This window comes from Thermogemmatispora aurantia, assembly GCF_008974285.1.
GTDB classification, from domain to species: domain Bacteria; phylum Chloroflexota; class Ktedonobacteria; order Ktedonobacterales; family Ktedonobacteraceae; genus Thermogemmatispora; species Thermogemmatispora aurantia.
Window position 1 is genome coordinate 778,137 of the sequence record NZ_BKZV01000001.1, and the last position, 17,084, is coordinate 795,220.

14 protein-coding genes and 1 tRNA gene are annotated in these 17,084 nt (G+C 58.3%); 7 read left to right on the plus strand and 8 right to left on the minus strand.

The window, feature by feature from the left end; translation table 11 throughout:
• From KTAU_RS02970 to KTAU_RS02985, 4 genes are all read left to right on the plus strand, one after another.
• On the plus strand, nt 1-1,017 hold the full coding sequence (locus KTAU_RS02970; protein ID WP_170293014.1) for a tetratricopeptide repeat protein: 1,017 nt from the start codon (nt 1-3) through the stop codon (nt 1,015-1,017).
• Between the two features lie 101 nt (nt 1,018-1,118).
• Complete coding sequence (locus KTAU_RS02975) at nt 1,119-3,119, plus strand: serine/threonine protein kinase (RefSeq protein WP_151726952.1); 2,001 nt, start codon at nt 1,119-1,121, stop codon at nt 3,117-3,119.
• Between the two features lie 290 nt (nt 3,120-3,409).
• Nucleotides 3,410-3,718 carry a putative quinol monooxygenase gene (locus tag KTAU_RS02980; protein ID WP_151726953.1) on the plus strand — a complete coding sequence of 103 codons (309 nt, stop codon included), beginning with the start codon at nt 3,410-3,412 and terminating at the stop codon, nt 3,716-3,718.
• 325 nt (nt 3,719-4,043) lie between these two features.
• Nucleotides 4,044-4,538: a hypothetical protein gene (locus tag KTAU_RS02985; protein WP_151726954.1), complete on the plus strand. Its 495-nt coding sequence runs from the start codon at nt 4,044-4,046 to the stop codon at nt 4,536-4,538.
• A 292-nt stretch (nt 4,539-4,830) separates the two neighbouring features.
• Here the strand turns inward: KTAU_RS02985 and KTAU_RS02990 are convergent, their stop codons facing one another.
• Nucleotides 4,831-5,250: a hypothetical protein gene (locus KTAU_RS02990; protein WP_151726955.1), complete on the minus strand. Its 420-nt coding sequence runs from the start codon at nt 5,248-5,250 to the stop codon at nt 4,831-4,833.
• Nucleotides 5,251-5,735: 485 nt separating this feature from the next.
• Between KTAU_RS02990 and KTAU_RS02995 the strand changes: the two genes are divergently transcribed.
• Nucleotides 5,736-6,755, plus strand: a complete 1,020-nt coding sequence (locus KTAU_RS02995) for a tyrosine-type recombinase/integrase (RefSeq protein WP_151726956.1) — start codon at nt 5,736-5,738, stop codon at nt 6,753-6,755.
• A 198-nt stretch (nt 6,756-6,953) separates the two neighbouring features.
• Here the strand turns inward: KTAU_RS02995 and KTAU_RS03000 are convergent, their stop codons facing one another.
• From KTAU_RS03000 to KTAU_RS03010, 3 genes are all read right to left on the minus strand, one after another.
• Nucleotides 6,954-7,529: a hypothetical protein gene (locus tag KTAU_RS03000; RefSeq protein ID WP_151726957.1), complete on the minus strand. Its 576-nt coding sequence runs from the start codon at nt 7,527-7,529 to the stop codon at nt 6,954-6,956.
• 450 nt (nt 7,530-7,979) lie between these two features.
• Nucleotides 7,980-10,559, minus strand: a complete 2,580-nt coding sequence (locus tag KTAU_RS03005) for a ComEC/Rec2 family competence protein (RefSeq protein WP_151726958.1) — start codon at nt 10,557-10,559, stop codon at nt 7,980-7,982.
• 39 nt (nt 10,560-10,598) lie between these two features.
• Entirely contained in the window at nt 10,599-11,462 is an 864-nt protein-coding gene (locus KTAU_RS03010) for a ComEA family DNA-binding protein (protein ID WP_170293015.1), read from the minus strand.
• A gap of 358 nt (nt 11,463-11,820) precedes the next feature.
• Between KTAU_RS03010 and KTAU_RS03015 the strand changes: the two genes are divergently transcribed.
• Nucleotides 11,821-11,892, plus strand: a tRNA-Arg gene (locus KTAU_RS03015).
• 264 nt (nt 11,893-12,156) lie between these two features.
• Here KTAU_RS03015 and KTAU_RS03020 read toward each other — a convergent pair.
• From KTAU_RS03020 to KTAU_RS03030, 3 genes are all read right to left on the minus strand, one after another.
• Entirely contained in the window at nt 12,157-12,603 is a 447-nt protein-coding gene (locus KTAU_RS03020) for an Hsp20/alpha crystallin family protein (RefSeq protein ID WP_151726960.1), read from the minus strand.
• A 264-nt stretch (nt 12,604-12,867) separates the two neighbouring features.
• Nucleotides 12,868-13,662 (minus strand): ABC transporter permease, encoded by a 795-nt coding sequence (locus tag KTAU_RS03025; RefSeq protein ID WP_151726961.1) that lies wholly within the window; start codon nt 13,660-13,662, stop codon nt 12,868-12,870.
• Between the two features lie 42 nt (nt 13,663-13,704).
• Complete coding sequence (locus KTAU_RS03030; protein WP_151727653.1) at nt 13,705-14,688, minus strand: ABC transporter ATP-binding protein; 984 nt, start codon at nt 14,686-14,688, stop codon at nt 13,705-13,707.
• Nucleotides 14,689-15,135: 447 nt separating this feature from the next.
• Here KTAU_RS03030 and KTAU_RS03035 point away from each other — a divergent pair, with 447 nt between their 5' ends.
• Nucleotides 15,136-16,107, plus strand: coding sequence for a dienelactone hydrolase family protein (locus tag KTAU_RS03035; RefSeq protein WP_151726962.1), 972 nt, complete (start codon nt 15,136-15,138; stop codon nt 16,105-16,107).
• 67 nt (nt 16,108-16,174) lie between these two features.
• Here KTAU_RS03035 and KTAU_RS03040 read toward each other — a convergent pair whose 3' ends face one another.
• On the minus strand, nt 16,175-16,696 hold the full coding sequence (locus tag KTAU_RS03040) for a hypothetical protein (RefSeq protein WP_151726963.1): 522 nt from the start codon (nt 16,694-16,696) through the stop codon (nt 16,175-16,177).
• Nucleotides 16,697-17,084: the final 388 nt, after the last annotated feature.

Here is a 17,084-nt window from a genome sequence, read left to right on the forward strand (position 1 = left end):
ATGACCATGAGCGAAGAGAGAAGGGAAACCCCGGACGAGGTGGCGGCCAGGGAAAACTATAGGAAAGCCATTGTTGCACTGAACCTCAAGCGGCCACAGCTGGCGCTGGAGCTGATGAGCAAGGTCTTGCGCGTTCAGCCCGAGAGCACCCACGCCCTGGCCCTGATGGCAGCGGCGGCCTTGCGGAACAAGGACTACCTCCAGGCCGAGAACGCCATACGAGAAGCTCTACGGCTTGATCCTCAGTCCAGCAGGCATCATCTGCTCTATGGAATTATCCTGCTGGCAAAATCGCAGCCGCTGCAGGCTCAGACAGAGTTGGAGAAGGCCAGAGAGCTTGAACCCCTTAATCCCTGGCCCTATTACTTTCTCGGAGCCAGCTATCTCTCCTTCAGGCCGCAGCCCTTAGCAGACAAGGCTCGCCCCTACGTCTACAAAGCCGTGGAGCTTGACCCCGAAGAGGCACGCCTGCAAGCGCTGCTCGCATACCAGGCCAGCATCGATGGCAATCTGGCCCTGGCACAGCAAGCCTACCTTCGCGCCCTAGCACTCGAACCACAGAACGCAGCGATTCTCAGTGACTACGGTGATTTCCTACTCAACTACCAGGCCCGGCCTCAAGAGGCGCTGCCCATTCTCAAGGAGGCAATCCGCCTGGACCCCCAAGAGAAAGCGACGCAGCAGCGCTTGCTACAGGCTATCCGGGCGGCTCATCCACTCTACCAGCCTATTCTCAGCTATCGCACTTTTCTTCGGCGCTTGCCACCATCCCTGAGAAGGGGATTTGGCTGTGGAGCCGTGCTCCTTATCTGCGTCATTGGCAGGCTGCTCCTCTTCTTAGTAAAGCAGATCGCAGAACTCTCTATTATAGAGAGAAGTTCTCAGTTATTAAATATAGCTGTTGCCATGATGTGCCTCGGCTTTTTGATTATCACTCCTTATGGATTATTCCTGATCTACCGCACAGTCATGCCACCGCTCTTGCTCTTTCTTATCAAGCGAGGTTGGATCAAGTAACGAAAGGGAGGGTCAACCGTTGTATCTATAGGGAGAAGCCCACTAGCGGCGGGCAAGATAGCATTCTCCAAGACCGTGAGACTTCAATCGGGAGAAGATGCATGGCAGGTCTGGAGGGAAAAACCCTCGAACGCTATGAGATACGTCGGCTCATTGGCAAGGGAGGCATGGCCGATGTCTATGAGGGCTACGACCTGGCGGTTGAGCGCACCGTGGCGATCAAGGTGTTCAAGCGAGAAGACGAGGAGCTGCTGCGACGCTTTATCCGCGAGGCGCGCCTGATGGCCTCGCTCAAGCACGAGCATCTGGTGCCGATTTATGACACTGGCTCGGGCGAGATTGATGGCCTGACCTGGTATTACATTGTGATGCCTTTCATGGAAGGAGGAACGCTGCGGGCCCGCATCCGGCAGGGGCCTCTGCCGCTGAGCGAAGTCTGCCGCAGCCTGCGCGAGATTGCCGCGGCTCTCGACTACATCCATCGTCAGGGAATCATCCACCGTGATATCAAGTCTTCTAACGTGCTGCTCGACGCCGACGGGCACTGCTATCTCTCCGATTTTGGCATCGCGCGCACTACCAGCGACGCCACGCAGCTCACCAGCACCGGTAACGTACTTGGAACCGTCGAATACGTTGCGCCAGAGTTGTTCGAGGGGGACAACCGGGCCAACGTACGCAGTGACCTCTACTCGCTTGGGGTCCTGCTCTTCGAGATGGTCACCGGGCGCCTGCCATTCACCGCAGAGAATCCCATCGCGGTCGTCACGATGCATATCAGCAAGCCACCTCCGCCACCGCACCTCTATGCTGCCCACATCAGTCCCGCAGTCGAGCAGGTGATTCTCAAAGGATTGGAGAAGCGTCCCGAGCTACGTTACAGCAGCGCCAGCGAGCTGGCTGAGGCATTCTGCCAGGCGGTCTCCAGCAGCAGCCGGGCTTTGGCCAGGGGAGCCACAGCTCAGCAGTACCAGGACTGGACCCAGGCCAGCACCTATAGCGCAGGCACTCCAGGAACAGGAGCGCCACAGCCACTGGTGCTGCGCAGTATGGGCAGCGTCGGTACACCTACTCCGCCTCAACCAACCTCTTACCCTCTTCCCGGGCAAACCAACGCAGCCGCAACCGTGCCGCCTCCATCGGGTGCAGGCTATCCTGACTATGGACAGCAGCAGTATTATAGACAATATGAGCAATATGGGCCACAGCCAGGCACGGCCTCCACTCGCCGAGGTCTGTTCATTGCCAGCCTGGCCCTCGTCCTGCTCCTTGCCATCTCCATTCCCTTAGCTCTGGCCTTCTTCTCCTCGCCACACCCGGGAACGAACGGGGGTCCCACGGTCCCCAGCGGCCAGTCCAGCGGACAGCAGCAGACACCCACAGCCACGCCTAACCTGACCGCTACCGCACAGGCCCAGGCCACTGCGACCGTCGAGGCTCAGGTGCAAGCCACGCGTACAGCGGTGGCCGGGGCTACGGCTACTGCGCAGGCCCAGGCTACCGCGACTGCGGCAGTCTGGCAGACCGCCACCGCCGGCAGGTTGGTCTATAGCGATGCGCTGACCAACGCCGATAATCCGGCGACCAGACAAGCTAACTGGGACCGCAACGGTCATTGCCTCTTTGGAGGCGATGGCTACCACGTTGTTCAGGCTGTCAGCCTGACAACAACGCAGCGCATTTGTCATGAAGCGAACTATAGTTACGGCAATATCGCCCTCAGCGTGCAGATGAAGATCCTCAGCGGCGCCTCGGGAGGCGTTTTCTTTCGCCTCCACCCTAACCTCTTCAGCCTCTCCTCGGGCTATCTCTTCGAGGTTGACAGCCAGGGTCGTTACCGGATCGCCAGATTCGACGGGGGGATCGAACAACCGTTTGCTGACTGGGCCTCCTCCCCGGCTCTGCAGTCTGGCAACGGTGTCGCAAATACGCTGCAGATCATCGCCAACGGGAGTAGCCTCTCGTTCTACGCTAACAACGTTTACTTGACCACAGTTAGCGATAACAGCTATACAGAGGGTAATATCGGTTTTCTTGGCACTGCGGGCGATAACGATGCCAACGTGGTCTATAGCAACCTGGCTATCTACGCGCTAAGCTGAGCCAACAGCAGCCTGCTGGCGTTATGCCTCCGGACCTCCCCTCTGGCAGGACAAGGCAGGCCAGCGGCAACGGGCCAGGCAACCATCTGAAACCATCTGACCAGGATAGAGACCCTGCCAAGCTGGCTTTTGCGAAAGCTGGCTGGCGGGGTCTTGCTTTTTTGGTCGCGTCATAGTGCCCACAGCTGTGCTTGCTAAAGGTCTGGGTTAAGGGGTACAACAACAGCATCGGCCCGGTATCCGATGCGGCAATGTCCTTGATTGTAGTCAGACAGAAAGGAAAATATTCCATGTATGGAACAGTCGCCCACTGCCGGATCAAACCCGGAGCAGAGGCACAGCTCCTGGCAGAGTTACGCGAGTTTGAGCAGGCGCATGTGCCTGGAACCGTTGCAACGCTGGTCTACCGCATGGATGCCGATGGCCGTGAGTGCTATATCGCTGTAGCTTTCAGCGACAAAGAAGCCTATCTGGCCAACGCTCGCAGCGAGGAGCAGGATCAGCGTTATCATCAGATGCTACGCTGGCTAGAGGGACCACCGGAATGGCACGACGGTGAGATAGTAGCCCATCTGGGGCTGCCAGTACAAAGTAGGTAGCCAGAGCAGGCGATCTAGCACCAGCTAACCTAGCCTTCAGGACCAGGCAAGCAGACCTGTTAGTCTGCGCTTTGATAACACGAGGGCGATGTCAACCGCTTTCTCTTGCGCGCAGCACGGAGCGACTGCGAGGGCGGTAGATATCGCCCTACTGGCAATAGCCCGGGTTATGTGGTATCGTAAATAGCGGAAGGATACAGAATCCGACTCTCCTGGTCTTGCCTAGCAGCAGCATTGAGGCACGACGCTGCTCCATCGCGACACGGTACCAGGAGAAGAGGCCAGAACAGGTGGTCTCAGTCCTGGGAAGGACGGTTGACAAGCTATGAAAAAAGCGGAACGCAAGCGCTCGCCGTTACTAGCCACTCTGGGGGATCTGAATCGGCCTCTACGCGTTCGCCCGGTGCGTCTGTGGGGACGCGAATGGTGGGCCATTGCCCCAGAGGATACCTGGCCCGGCATGGTTATGGACCTGCGTCGCCTGGGCTTTGAAGCCACGGCCTGGGGAGAGGAAGTACTTGTGCGCGAGAGCGCGCCAGCTTACGAGCCGCAGCTCGAAGGTCCGGCTGCGCCAGAAGGACTACGCGCCTTCCCTACGATGCGGCCCACCATCCGTGTCTGGAAGGAGTCCCGACCGGCGCGCTATAGCGACTGGGGGCGTGTGGCCAGCGTTGAGGAGAGCGAGGAGGTGGATGAGGAGTTCGAGCCAGAGGATCTGGAGGTACCCCTTTACTCTCTGGACAGCGAGGAAGAGGTGGAGGAGACAGGTAGCCGGGAAGCCGAAGGGGAGTCGGGAAGCCAAGAGAGCAAATCAGAGTAATCTCCTGGACCGCCTGATACGCCTCATCCGTTTGAGCGCCTGGCCCGAGTGAGTGAGTGAGTGAGTGGCCAGGTGTTGCTGGTCAGTTTACTCTACGCCAGAGCCAGGATCGTCCGGCGCTTTTTTAGCACTACAGCAAGATAACGCCTATCAGGTGAAGACCTCAGCCGATTGTTCCTCCACTATGCCAGGACAATCCGGGTGAGGTCTCTTGGTTTCTTCTCCGCAGTTGCAGTACGCCTTTAGTGAAGTCCCTGCAGGGGACAGGTCCCACCAGATTTCACTTGCATCTTTACTCTCTATCTGAGAAGCTGTTTCCCCCGCCAGGATCACTGCCAGGGTCCTCCTTTGGCTGTTCTGGCTTTGGCGCCAGCGCTTTGGCCATCGGGCAATGGCCGCACTCTCCAGCAGGATTAGCAATGACGCCATTGGAGCCCGTATGCGAGAGCTGCCGTAGAAGATGAGGCGCCGACCGATGGTCATGGCTATGGCCAGGAGAATCGGCAGCCAGAGCTACCAGCGGCCCCAGCCTGAGCAGGACCAGGGCGAAGACCAGAAGCGGGAAGGAGCGCACCGTGAGGGCGACCGCCAGCGCCTCGGGAGCTGCAGGGAAGCGAATGGCCGGCAGATCATCCTCAATGATCACCGGTTGCCAGAGCTTCCCAAAGCGCATAGACAGCAGAAATGAAAGGTTGCTCTCATGACGTTCCACCTAGAGCCAGGCCCTACGCTTGAAATCTTCCTCGCGCCTCAGCTCGCAAGGGGCTGGGCAAATCGCCGGGCAGCAGGCCGCGGATTGATCCGGGAACTAACGTAACCTGGAGCCGTCAAACTCAGATCGTGATAGACCCCCAACAGGACCGTGCGATCGTACCATCACTTCATAGAAACGAGCATCGCAGATGGGGAACGTAGGCTACCGCAACCGTCAGGTTATAGATCGCAGGCACCGCGAAGGCCAGGCTCGCCACAACTATCACAAGGAACAGCACACGCAGCTGTCTCATTCAGGTCAAAGAACCATCCTCTCCGGGCATTGCGCGAGGAGCGCAAGCTCTCCTCGCTTGAGGAACGATGAGCAGGGGAAAGGAGTCACAGGAAGCGAGTACGAAGGTTGAACAGTGCTGGCTTCTCCTGCTATAATGAAATACAAAAAGAACAGCTTCAGAGCATGAAACCACCACTGGAGAGCAGCTCATGCACGAGGATAGTCAGAAGAAGCGGCCAACGGAGAGCGTAGCGCAAGAAGAGCCTGTTGTAGTACAAGCTGGTCTTTTCCCGGGAGCTACGCAGGTCGTCACGCAGCCGGCGGACCCGCGTGAGGTTCCATTTCCCCCTCTGGTGCGCACTCAGCCTTTGACAGAGCAGTCCAGCTTGGCAGCCTGCGCTTTACCCTATCAGCAGGAGCTGAAGTTGCGGGGAAAATCGAACTATACCGTTACCTGCTTTCTTTCTGACCTCAAGATGTTCACCGAATTCATGGGGCCAGAGACACCGGTTGGCAGAATCACCAAAGAGGATCTTGTCGACTGGCTCATGAAGTTGAAATTTGGCAACAAGGATCATACACCGGCCCCCAAGACCATGGCGCGTCGCGTTACCTTTCTCAAGAACTTCTTTTCCTGGCTGGCACGCGAAGGGGTGATCCGCGAAGATCCATCGGCGAGCCTCATCCTGGAGCGTCCGCTGCCGCCGCTGCCAGAGCTTCTCTTTGAGGAAGAGATCGAGCGACTGCTCCGAGCGGCAGCCGAAGATGTCCGCTGTCTCTGTCTGATCTATCTGACGCTGCACGCGGGTCTCAAAAAAGAAGAAATCATGATTCTCAAGCCAGAGCACATTGACCTCTCCAATCCACAGCAGCCGTTAGTGAGTATTCATTTCCCTCCCTCAACAGGCAAGCAGCACCGCGAGCGCAGCCTGGTCTTGCCGCCCGAGTTTACCGACATTGTGCGAGAATATTTAGGGAAATACCAGCACCAGCCTGGCGAGACCCTCTTTAACTGCACCGATCGCAATCTCAACTATATTTTGGCCCGCGCGGTCAAGGCAGCCGGAATCAAGAAGCGGGTGACTCTACAACTGTTGCGCGATACCTTTGCCGTCCGCCAGTTGCGGGCTGGGGTCTCTTTTGAGACGCTGCGTGAGCGGCTGGGTCTCTCTGATGAAGCCTGGCTCGAATCGCGAGAGAAGTATCGGCGCCTGGCCTTCCCCGTCTGATTGCTCTTACGACGTCGCCACCGCCCTACAGGGACAGTCTCTACCAGACAGATCGAGAGCCACAGGGCAGGGTCGCCCCGAGCCAGCTGCCCAGAGTAGCGAGTCGAGGGCCTTGGTGCAACTGTCTCTCTCCACTGTCGTCTTTGTCTTCCGCACATGCAAGTGAGGATAGAGATACTCCTTTCTAACCTCGTTGTGCTACCACTGGCGCTGCAGTGGAGGAGGCATCGGCATTAAGCGACGAGCAGCCTGGCGATCCAGATAGTTATTCAACAGCACGCTATTGATCACCAGTCCCACAATCAGCAAGAGCTTGAAACCGCAGCATACCGGCCAGACGATCAAGGAGACCAGTAGGAGTGGCCAGAGAATCACAATGCTGCCGACGAGGAGTAGCACCCCAGGAAGGGTCTCACCGACCATCAGCCAGCCAATGCCGTAGATATTCAAAAGAAGAGATAACAAAAGCTCGACGATGAGAGGCGCCACCTCCTTTTGAGGCTGAACGACCATCACATTGACCTGCTGAGGTGAAGAGTAGGGTGTATAGGACAAGGGAGCCTGCTGAGACTGAGGATCAGCATAGGACCCGGGGCTAGAACCTGGCCAGCCGCTGGGGCTATAGTACGAAAATGGCTCGCTCGTGCTTCCTGGCGTCTCAGGGCCTCCCGCCGGAGGAGTATAGTCGCCGGAGACCGTGGTCAGCGAGCCGCAGACGGGACAGATCGCCACATGGTGGGGGCTATCATAGCCACAGCGTTCACAGCGGCTCATAAGACGTAGATGCTCCTTCCTTTGCTATCCTGACTAATTGCCAATGACTCCCCCTATGATAGCATGGACAACCACTATAGCAATAGTGCTGCTGCTTATTGCCTGTCCCGTCCGCCCCGCATATCAGCAGGAGATGGACTGGCAGAGCCAATGAGCCTGATGAGATCCAAGCCGTTGTTTTACCTCAGTGATTCTAACAGCAAGAAGCTCAGCACGGTAGTTGTAGCAAACATAGCGCCATCCTTGCCTCCCACCAAGACGGTTTCCCAACAGCCTTCTTCAGAGAGTTCGGGCCTTTCTCATCGCCAGCTCATTCTGCCCGAAATAAAGATCTTCAGCCGATCTCTTCTCATCCTCATCCATTTTCTCCTACAATGTGACGCCCGAGAGACGGTAGATCTCAGGACATCTCTTCTCGTCGAATGAGGCGCGACTCAGCGAGTGCGGCAATCACGGGGCAGCCAGGCCAAAAGACCAACCAGTCGGGCCGATCGGCAATGTGAAGGCAGCTGGCGCTCTGAGCAAAAACCTATGCTTCAAGCCAGAAGGGACAATGAAGGACCACTCGCCAGTCCTCACCGCAACGGGCTTTTGCGCCACTGCTGGCGAGCGATGAGTCGTGACATTCACCACCAGTAAGGATGGATGCAGCAGCTCCAGCAGGCGAGAGAAAGCGGGGGGTGGCTGCTGGCCGGCAGTCAGCGTGGCCAGCACCACATTGTCCTGACCTGTAGAGGATGATCCGACAGCGGTTAGTAAGCCACTGAGCGCATAGGCGCTCTGCGCTGCCTCCCCCAGGAGCAAGAGGTGCAAACCCGGAGCAACCAGGCGCAGGACCAGAGCGTTATTGCGCGCCTCATCGCCTCCACGGTGGAGGGGGGATGGAGGCCAGAGCACCTCCAGACGCAGACTTGGCCCTGGAGAGAGTACTTGGCCTTGACGGAGCGTCTGGTAGGGGACGCCATCTTCCCGGAGGGTACGACGCCAGAGGGCGTAGGCCGTCCCTGGGTGTAGCACACCCCCATCCAGGGCCTGGCCGATCTCAAAGCGCGATGCAGCATCCTGGAGGCCTGTTAAATGAGAGAGCAAAGGAGTAGACAGCACCAGCCAGTCAATGCGGCGTTGCCACAAAGGCAGGCGGTGATCCAGTACCTGAGCGAGGGCCGTCGCATCAGGGCCGCCGTCGATCAAGAGCACGCCCCCACGGGCCATCTGGACCAGCATCGCAGGACCAGTGTTTCCCGAGGGGGACGCTAACGAGAAGAGCGTCAGCACCAATCCAGCACTCTCCTGGCTCAGCAGCGCACGTAGGCCCGTCGCCAGCAGGAGCAAGAGCGCCAGGGCTACCTGTCCTCCAAGCAGCAAGCCCCGATAGCGGCCATGCTCCTTCCCCGGTAGTGATCGATTTGTTCCTGTCTGCTTGAGGCCATTTTCAGGGGATGAGACAAACAACGACGGACAAGAGCGCCAGCCCAGTCCCAATGCACCAGCCAAAACCGCATAGTAGCCCCAGGCCAGCGGAAGCGAAAGCGGCCAGCCAGCCGTACTCAGCCAGGCCAACGGGAGTCGAGCGCAGAGAGCCACAGCGCCAATTACATAATGCAGAGGGAACCAGGCGAGCCAGCCCACAACCACGGCCAGAGGAAAGCCCACCGCTCCCAGCAGACAGATCGCCACGCCCAGCAAGAGCAACAGCTCCAGCAAAGGAACCGTCAACAAATTAGCCAACGGCGCCACAAACGAAAGCTGAGCAAAGGTTAGAGCGAAGACCGGCAAGGTTGCTATCTGGGCTGCCAGCGTGACCGCCAGCGACTCCACCAGCAGCGCACCAGCCGGGAAATGCGCCAGCCGCAGCAGAGGTCGGGTAAAGAGGGGAGCCAGGAGTACAATCCCCCATGTTCCCAGAAACGAGAGCTGGAAACCGCTATCCCAGAGGATAAACGGATCGACAAAACTCATCGCCAGAGCAGTCGCCGCCAGAGCAGTATATACATGGTAGTTGCGCCCCAGGCGGGGGGCCAGAACCAGGAGCGCCCCCATGAAACCAGCTCGCAAGGCCGCTGGCCCTGCACCACTGAGCACCGTATAGGCCGCAATCGTCAGCAGCTGGAGCAGACAGAGCAGCCACAGCCAGCGCTGAGAGCGCCGACGTTGAGCCGGCAGGAGGCGCCAATCGTCAGGCTTCTGGCGAGCCAGGGGCTGCAGTGGCAGTGCGATCAGTCCGGCGAGTAGCGTCACCTTAAAGCCACTGGGGACAATCAAATGAGCAGTGCCTGTCACATTGAATAGGGGTGTCAGCGGCTGCAGAGCAGGCGTCCGTAAGCCGAGCAGGATCGCCACCAGCAGCGCAGCCTCGGGCTGAGGCAAAGCTCTTGCGATCAAAGCCGCCAGCCGGAAGCGGAGCGTATAGAGCAAAGCCAGCAAAGGATTCCCGCCGCGCTGCCTGACCGAGAGACGAGGGAAGACCATCAACGCCTGCAGATCTGGAGCATCATTGCTGGCTGGTGGCACGAGGTGCCCACGCAGCAGGACTTCATCGCCGTAAGCTGGACCATAGGGATCATCGAGCAAGGTGCCGGAAGTGAAGACAGCGATCTCGCCATGCCGCGGCTGCCAGTGTAAGCCACCATCGCTGCTCACCTCGGCCACACTTACCGTGAGGCGACGGGCATGCCCCTCCAGAGCAGGAGGGGCACTCACCTCACCGCGAACGACCATCTCGCTGGTCCTTGCAGGGGAATGGAGCAAACTGACCACAGCTTGAGGATCATGACGAGGGTCGGCCAGCGCCATATGCCAGGCACCACCAAGCAACGCTGATAGGAAGAGCAAAAGCTCTCCGGCCATCTCCCAGCGGCGCCAGCCAATAACGGTTGCCAGGACCGTTGCCAGGAGTGGCAGCAGGAGCCAGAGCGAGGGAGGCTGCAGCCAATAGGCAAGTAGTATCCCTGCAAGCCAGCCCGAGCAGGCGACTATCAGTGGCAGCTTCCGCAACCGTAGCAGAGCTTCTCTCAGGAGCAGCAACGACATGACAATCCCCTCTTTCCTCACTGCTCTGCCCTACATCGCTCAGATCGTCACCAGATTCTTAATGCGGTCGTAGATCGAGCGACTTACGACCTGGAGAAGCTGATCGACTGCCGTATAGGAACCATGCTGGAGACGATAGTTCACAATATTCTGGGCAGTTGTTGCACTGACATGCAATTGCTGGCGCAGCTCATCGACGCTGGCAGTGTTGATATTCACCAGGGCTGACGAAGAGGCAGCAGGACTGCCGGAGACAGAGCTGGCACCTTCCTGCGCTGAGCCATTGACAGCAATGGGTGGAGGGGCCTCACCAACTCGTGTCACATAGATTTCCTCGCCATCGCGGAGTACAGCGGCCAGATTGAGGGCCACCAGATTGGCCTCGGGCAAGGGGCCGCCTGCAGCCTGCAGTAACTGATAGACGCGGGCCCCCGCGGGCAGCGTATAGACCCCGGGATGGCGAACAGCTCCGACAATATAAACCTCAATACTGGCAGTGGTACTGGCAGTGGGCGTCAGTGCCGTGGCCGGAGCACCCGTCGCTGTGGCAGTCACCAGGGGCATCTGACCCTCTACTGAAGCCGGTGTCAGCGCAGTCGCTGTGCCGCCAGATGGAGCTGATACCACAGGCGCCTCGGCAGGTGCTGCTTCCTGCCAGAGAAGATAGAGCGTCACCGCCAGCACCACAGAGAGTACCAGCGCCACCGCCCGGAGCACGCGCTGCCTGACCGTTGGCGGAGCAGCCGGGACAGGCAGCTTCAGTGTCTCAGCCAGCACCAGCTCTTCTTCGCATCGCCCGTAGTTTTCCGCAGCGGGGGTCATAACTTCGGAGAATCGCGCATGGCCGTCAAGGCCAATGGGTAGAGTAGGTGAGGAGGATAGGTGTTTGTGGCTATTTTCCATAGTCCCAACCCTTTCTACGTATTCCCTGTGCCCTGAAAATATGGGGGCATAATAACACGGCATTTACTTATCTGTCAATAGCTAAATGCGGCAATCTAATGAAGCAGTGAACAGATTAAATAATCAGCTAAGAAGCAAACAGTAAAATAAGAGAGCGGCTGGCCAAGGGGCGGGATTGGCCAGGAAAGCCGGCTGAAACGGCCCCTGGCGGGAAAGGCAAGCGTCTGATCGGGAACGGCCAGTGAGAGGGGAGGCTACGAGGGAAGGAGCTGCACCAGAGCCTGGCGGTGGCGGTGACATATCCCTGCGGAAATGGTGACCCACGTTGACAGATATGGTATAATCCTCGGTGGAGCAGGTCCCCGTAGCTCAGTGGATAGAGCACCGGTCTCCGGAACCGGGCGCGCAGGTTCGATTCCTGTCGGGGACACCGGTAGCGATATCCTTTTGTCGGTATCTCCCACCAGAAGCCTGCACAGCCTCAAATCAGGAGTCATGGCTGTGCAGGTCTTTTTTTGGGGAGGACGTGATAAAGCGGGTCCTAACCACGTGCAACCGTTCGGTATCCTGTCAGCTCCCGAGCTGAAATAAAAAAACCCCTCACCGTCGCCAGAAAACGGTGAGGGGTGTGGCCTGTACCGGCTAAGCTCCTGCGATCTCAGTCTGTCTGGGCGTCACAAGCCAGCGTTCAGGCTCAGGCGGCCTTGACACGGATCTTCTTCGGCTTGCTCGCCTCGCCGAAGGGAACGTTCACGGTCAACACACCGTTCTCGTACCTGGCCTCGATCTTCCCGCTATCAATGTCCTTCGGGAAGGTAATCGTCCGTGCGAAGCTACCGCTGCGAATCTCCCGCACATGCCACTGACCACGCTGCTCCTCCACCTCCTCGCGCGGCACCTCCGCCTTAAGCGTCAGCGTGTTGCCGGTGACGTTCACCTCCAGCTGCTCAGGCTTCACGCCAGGGATCTGCGCCTGAACCTGATAGCCATGCTCATTCTCTCGCACATTGATGGGAATGGTCGCCGAAGCCTCATCCCAGCGCCAGCCAGGCGCCACAAAGCTCTCCTCAAAGAGCCGATCGATAGCATCCCGCAGGCTGATTACCTCGCGGAAAGGATCGTAGCGGATGATATCGACCATAGCCGCCCACCTCCTTTCGCACGATTGCCAGGCTTATTTTCCCCGCGCTTCGGGTCTTGTGAGCCTCCGCCGCTCTTCACGGCTGGCTCCGTCTTTCCTTTCTCCTTCTCCGGATCGTGACGATCGTCTCGTCAAGAGACGACCGCCAGCCGTTTCGCTGATCCGTTTGACCTCTCTATTGAGAAGCTCCTGCTCATGCCCTCTTTTTGGGGCTTCCACCTTACAAAAACAATGAGATGATTTCATTTATTCCCACAGATAACGCTACTCCCAACGGAAAGTCCTGATGGCCACCGCCAAGATGAGAATCATCCAGACCAGCAGTGTCAGCAGGGCTGCGCCGGGGAAAGGAGCGCCGGCAGTCAGAGCAGCTTGCAGCGACTGAGTGAAGGCCGCAGCTGGCAGGTACTGAGCCAGAGCTGCCAGGGGAGCTGGTAGGTGGTCAAGGGGCAGAATACCGCCCCCAATGAGCAGAAAGAGCAGATAGAGACCATTGGCCACTGCCAGGGTTGTCTCAGCGCGCAAGCTTCCGGCCATTGCCAGCCCCAAAGCAGCAAAGGTAATGGTTCCCAGAGCCAGCACCAGAATGGCCAGGCCGGGCGAGCCAACGGGGCGCCAGCCATAGAAGAGCAAGGCAATGCCCACTAGCAGGACGACCTGCAGCACTTCTAGCAGCAGCACCGCGACAATTTTGGCGGCAATGAGGCCGCTCCGCGGGAGAGGCGTCGCTCCTAAGCGTTTGAGCACGCCATAGTACCGCTCGTAGGCGGTCGAGATGCCCAAATGGACCATGCCCGAGGCCATGATGGCTAAAGCCAGGATGCCAGGCAAAAGAAAGTTGATGACCGAGCCTGCGCTCACAGGAATGATCTTGAGCGAGGCAAAAAAGACCAGGAGAATCACCGGGAGAATGAGGGTGACGAGAATGTTTTCACCACGGCGCGAGGTCAGCAGAAGCTCAGCTTTGAACTGGGCCCCAACCTGACGGAGGAATGGAGCTGCTTGCGCCGGCTGTGGCTGCGCCCGCCCACTCTGGCCCGTATTGGCAATGGTTGTCATAGGTTCACCTCCACAAAGGACGCTTGAGGCCTGCCTTTCTACTCATTCACGCATCTCGGAGCCGGTCAGGCGCAGGAATAGCTCTTCGAGCGAGCCATGACCGACACGCAATTCAGTCAGGGTGATGCCGCGATCGCGCAACCAGGCGGTGAGGTCAGCCAGGACCGCGGGCATGCTTTGAGGCGCCGTTTCAAGCAGGTAGCTGCCGGGGCGCACTTCCTCGGCGCGTTGGACGCCAGGTAAGGCCGCCAGAGCGCGGCTATCGAGGCCGGCAGGAGCGACAAAGCGTACAACAGTAGCGCTGTCAACGCCAGTCAGCCGATCAGGAGTGTCCAGAGCTATGAGCCGGCCATGATCGATAATGGCCACGCGGTCGGCCAGGCGCTCAGCTTCATCCATCAGGTGGGTAGTCAACAAGATGGTGACCCCCTGAGCCTTGAGATCGCGAATGATCTCCCAGGTGGCTAGGCGAGCCTGGGGGTCCATGCCTGCGGTAGGCTCGTCGAGAAAAAGCAGTTGGGGATTGCCGACGAGGGCCAGAGCGAGGGCCAGGCGACGCTTCTGACCGCCAGAAAGCCGGCGACAGATGGTTTTGGTGCCAGGGTCGATACCAACACGTTCTAGGAGCTGATCAATGGGCTGGGGCTGCCGATAGTAGCCAGCAAAGAGGCGCAACACTTCCCGCGGGCGTAGCATGGGATAAAGGCCATCCTGCTGGAGCATGACGCCAATGAGCGGCTTGAGACGAGCGGCATCCCGGATCGGGTCCAGCCCAAGGACGCGTACACTCCCCCCATCGGGGCGACGGTAGCCCTCTAGAGTTTCAACAGTAGTGGTTTTGCCGGCCCCATTAGGCCCCAGGAGGGCAAAGACTTCTCCCCGTCGCACACTGAAACTTAGTTCGTCAACGACACGTCGTCCGTTATAGCTTTTGCAGAATCTATCTACGACGATGGCCGCCTCTGCTCCCTCGGGCAAGGCTGCAAGATCGACCATCCGTCCCGCTGTCTGCGCATGAGCAGACATCATGGCTAGTCTCTCCTTGGTGTGGTCAGCTGAGGCTGGCATCGCTTGCTTCTCATGGCCAGCCCCATTGATAATACACTACCGCAGCCGCTGCTCTCTGACAAGGTGAGTTCGGTGAGACTGCCACCCCAGGCTTGCAATTCTTAAAGCAGTGCATTACAATATGCATATCATACAATTCATATCTTTTCTGCTATACAAGAAATGAGAGGCTTGGGAAGGGTGAGAGAAACGCTGCGTGGGGACGTGCCTGTAGCAGGCGAGCTGTCTGTGATTCGTCAGGGACAGTGTCCCAGAGAGAGACCGCTGCGGGCGCACAGCGGGTAACTGTCCGCAGAGAGCAGACGCCTCGCGCCGCTGCCTCGCCTGTCCACCGGCTATGGCTCAATGCTGCACTGATCCGGTTGCAGGCTGTGCGGTTTTGCAGGTAGAAAGAGAGGAGAAAAGATGGAGAATCGCCTGTTGCGAGAGAAGATTCTGGCACGCCTGGGAAGATTTCCCTCGAAGGTGCCTCTGGAGGCAGTCTTTGAGGAGCCTGTCGATGAGGGCGAGTATACACGCACGCGCGTCACCTACATGGTCGAGCCGGGCGAGATCATGCCAGCCTGGTTGCTACGCCCGCAAGGAGAGAAGCCAAAAAAGGGCTGGCCGGCGATTCTGGCCATTCACCGCGATAGCGAGCGCTGTGAGCTGGGGAAAGGAGAAGTAGCCGGGATCTCTGGCGACCCAATGTATCATTACGGGCGCGAGATCTGCCTGCGTGGCTATGTGGTACTGTGCCCCGATCTTCTCTGCTACGAGGAGCGTCGCCCTTCGGAAGAGATCCGTCGACGGCGGACGGCGCTGATGGGCGAAAACTATGAGCGCTTTGAGTTTACGAAGCGCTTGCAGAAAGGTTCATCGCTGCAGGCGAAGTATTTGCATGACCTGGCTTGCAGTCTGGATCTTCTCAGCTCGCTCCCAGAAGTAGACAAGCAGAATCTGGGAGTGATTGGGCATTCGCTGGGCGGACTTGAGGCGCTCTGGTTGACCTGGTACGATGCCAGAGTGATGGCCGGCGTGGCATCCTGCGGGCTGACGTTGGTGAAGTCGCTGCTGCGCGATGGTCTGAGCCAGCCTCTGGTGAACTGCATTCCAGGCTTGCTCGATGTGGCCGATATGGATGACCTGCTTGGGTCGCTGGCTCCAACACCGTTCATGATGGTTGGCGGTGAACAGGACCCATTGCTTCCGATCGATGGTTTCTATTTTATGGTGAACTATGCGCAGAGTATTTATATCCAGCTAGGAGTACCAGAGCGCTTTCGCTATCTGGTGTTCCAGGGCGGCCATGTCTTTCCTCCAGAGGCCCGCGAGACGGCCTATCTGTTTTTAGACCGCTGGTTGAAACCGCTGCCACCGGGCGGGCTGCTGCCTTGAGCAGACCGCTTCTGGCAGAAGGAGGAGAAGGGGAAGGCAATGCTGTGCTAGACCAGCCAGAGCAGGCTTAGGACAGGCGCCGAAGCTGGATGAAATAGAGGAGAACCAGCAAGGGAGGCAGTGCAGCTAAGAGCAGAAAACCCAGGAAGATCCAGCCATTGAGACCACTGATGGCTCCCTGGATAAACATCCAGGAGAGATAAGCCAGAAGGGCGCTGAGACAGAGCTTTAGCCCAGCTAGAAGCAAGCGCCCCAGTCGATAGCGGCGCTCGACCCGCTGGGGAACGGTTATCAGGGGATGGTGGAAAGCATGCAAGCAACGACTGAGCAAGCTGAGTAGCCCGTAAAGAGCCAGGGCCAGCAGGAAGAAGAGGACGAGAATCCACTTGCTGCCATTGAGATCGGGATGAATAGAGCCGCTCAGGCTGTAGTGGATAGGAATGGTTCTGGGAAGGAAGAGGAGACCCCAGCCGCTGAGAACGGCTATAAGCAGGAGCAGAAGCAGGGTGATCCGTTCCAGGCGCCGTTCAAGCACGGTTGGCGCTAAGCGCAGCGCAGATCGAAAGCGGCTCGTGGAGCTGCTAAGCATGGCTCTGACCTCCTTCCCCTGGTCTTTCTCCCAGGCACTGGGCAAGACAACGCCTCGGTCCTTCTGTAATAGAACGAGAGAGCCAGGCTTTCTTCCAAAGGAGAAAATCCCCTCTCTGGGCAAGAAAGCCAGCAGGGACTCTCAGCTCCTGAATCTGACCTTGAGGCCCTTTGCCCCTGGATACAAGTAGCTTGGCAAAACGATCTGGAGCTGCCTATCGTCTGCCTCCTACTCTGACTTATCTAGTAGTTGTTCATGATGGATGGTGCTAGCCTAGCATAGCACGATTTGTTACTCCCATGCTCCCAAACCAGACAGGGCAGGCTGAAGATGCCAGAAGAACGAGAGCAATCCAATATGCATCTTGCTGCCTTGAAGAAGAAAGAGT

What these genes read in the sequence shown, in the direction of transcription:
- KTAU_RS02970 (WP_170293014.1), top strand. Translation starts at nt 1, where the DNA reads ATGACCATGAGCGAAGAGAGAAGGGAAACCCCGGACGAGGTGGCGGCC.
- KTAU_RS03035 (WP_151726962.1), top strand. Translation starts at nt 15,136, where the DNA reads ATGGAGAATCGCCTGTTGCGAGAGAAGATTCTGGCACGCCTGGGAAGA.
- KTAU_RS03025 (WP_151726961.1), bottom strand. Translation starts at nt 13,662, where the DNA reads ATGACAACCATTGCCAATACGGGCCAGAGTGGGCGGGCGCAGCCACAG.
- KTAU_RS03040 (WP_151726963.1), bottom strand. Translation starts at nt 16,696, where the DNA reads ATGCTTAGCAGCTCCACGAGCCGCTTTCGATCTGCGCTGCGCTTAGCG.
- KTAU_RS02975 (WP_151726952.1), top strand. Translation starts at nt 1,119, where the DNA reads ATGGCAGGTCTGGAGGGAAAAACCCTCGAACGCTATGAGATACGTCGG.
- KTAU_RS03010 (WP_170293015.1), bottom strand. Translation starts at nt 11,462, where the DNA reads ATGGAAAATAGCCACAAACACCTATCCTCCTCACCTACTCTACCCATT.
- KTAU_RS03005 (WP_151726958.1), bottom strand. Translation starts at nt 10,559, where the DNA reads ATGTCGTTGCTGCTCCTGAGAGAAGCTCTGCTACGGTTGCGGAAGCTG.
- KTAU_RS02985 (WP_151726954.1), top strand. Translation starts at nt 4,044, where the DNA reads ATGAAAAAAGCGGAACGCAAGCGCTCGCCGTTACTAGCCACTCTGGGG.
- KTAU_RS03000 (WP_151726957.1), bottom strand. Translation starts at nt 7,529, where the DNA reads ATGAGCCGCTGTGAACGCTGTGGCTATGATAGCCCCCACCATGTGGCG.
- KTAU_RS03020 (WP_151726960.1), bottom strand. Translation starts at nt 12,603, where the DNA reads ATGGTCGATATCATCCGCTACGATCCTTTCCGCGAGGTAATCAGCCTG.
- KTAU_RS03030 (WP_151727653.1), bottom strand. Translation starts at nt 14,688, where the DNA reads ATGTCTGCTCATGCGCAGACAGCGGGACGGATGGTCGATCTTGCAGCC.
- KTAU_RS02995 (WP_151726956.1), top strand. Translation starts at nt 5,736, where the DNA reads ATGCACGAGGATAGTCAGAAGAAGCGGCCAACGGAGAGCGTAGCGCAA.
- KTAU_RS02980 (WP_151726953.1), top strand. Translation starts at nt 3,410, where the DNA reads ATGTATGGAACAGTCGCCCACTGCCGGATCAAACCCGGAGCAGAGGCA.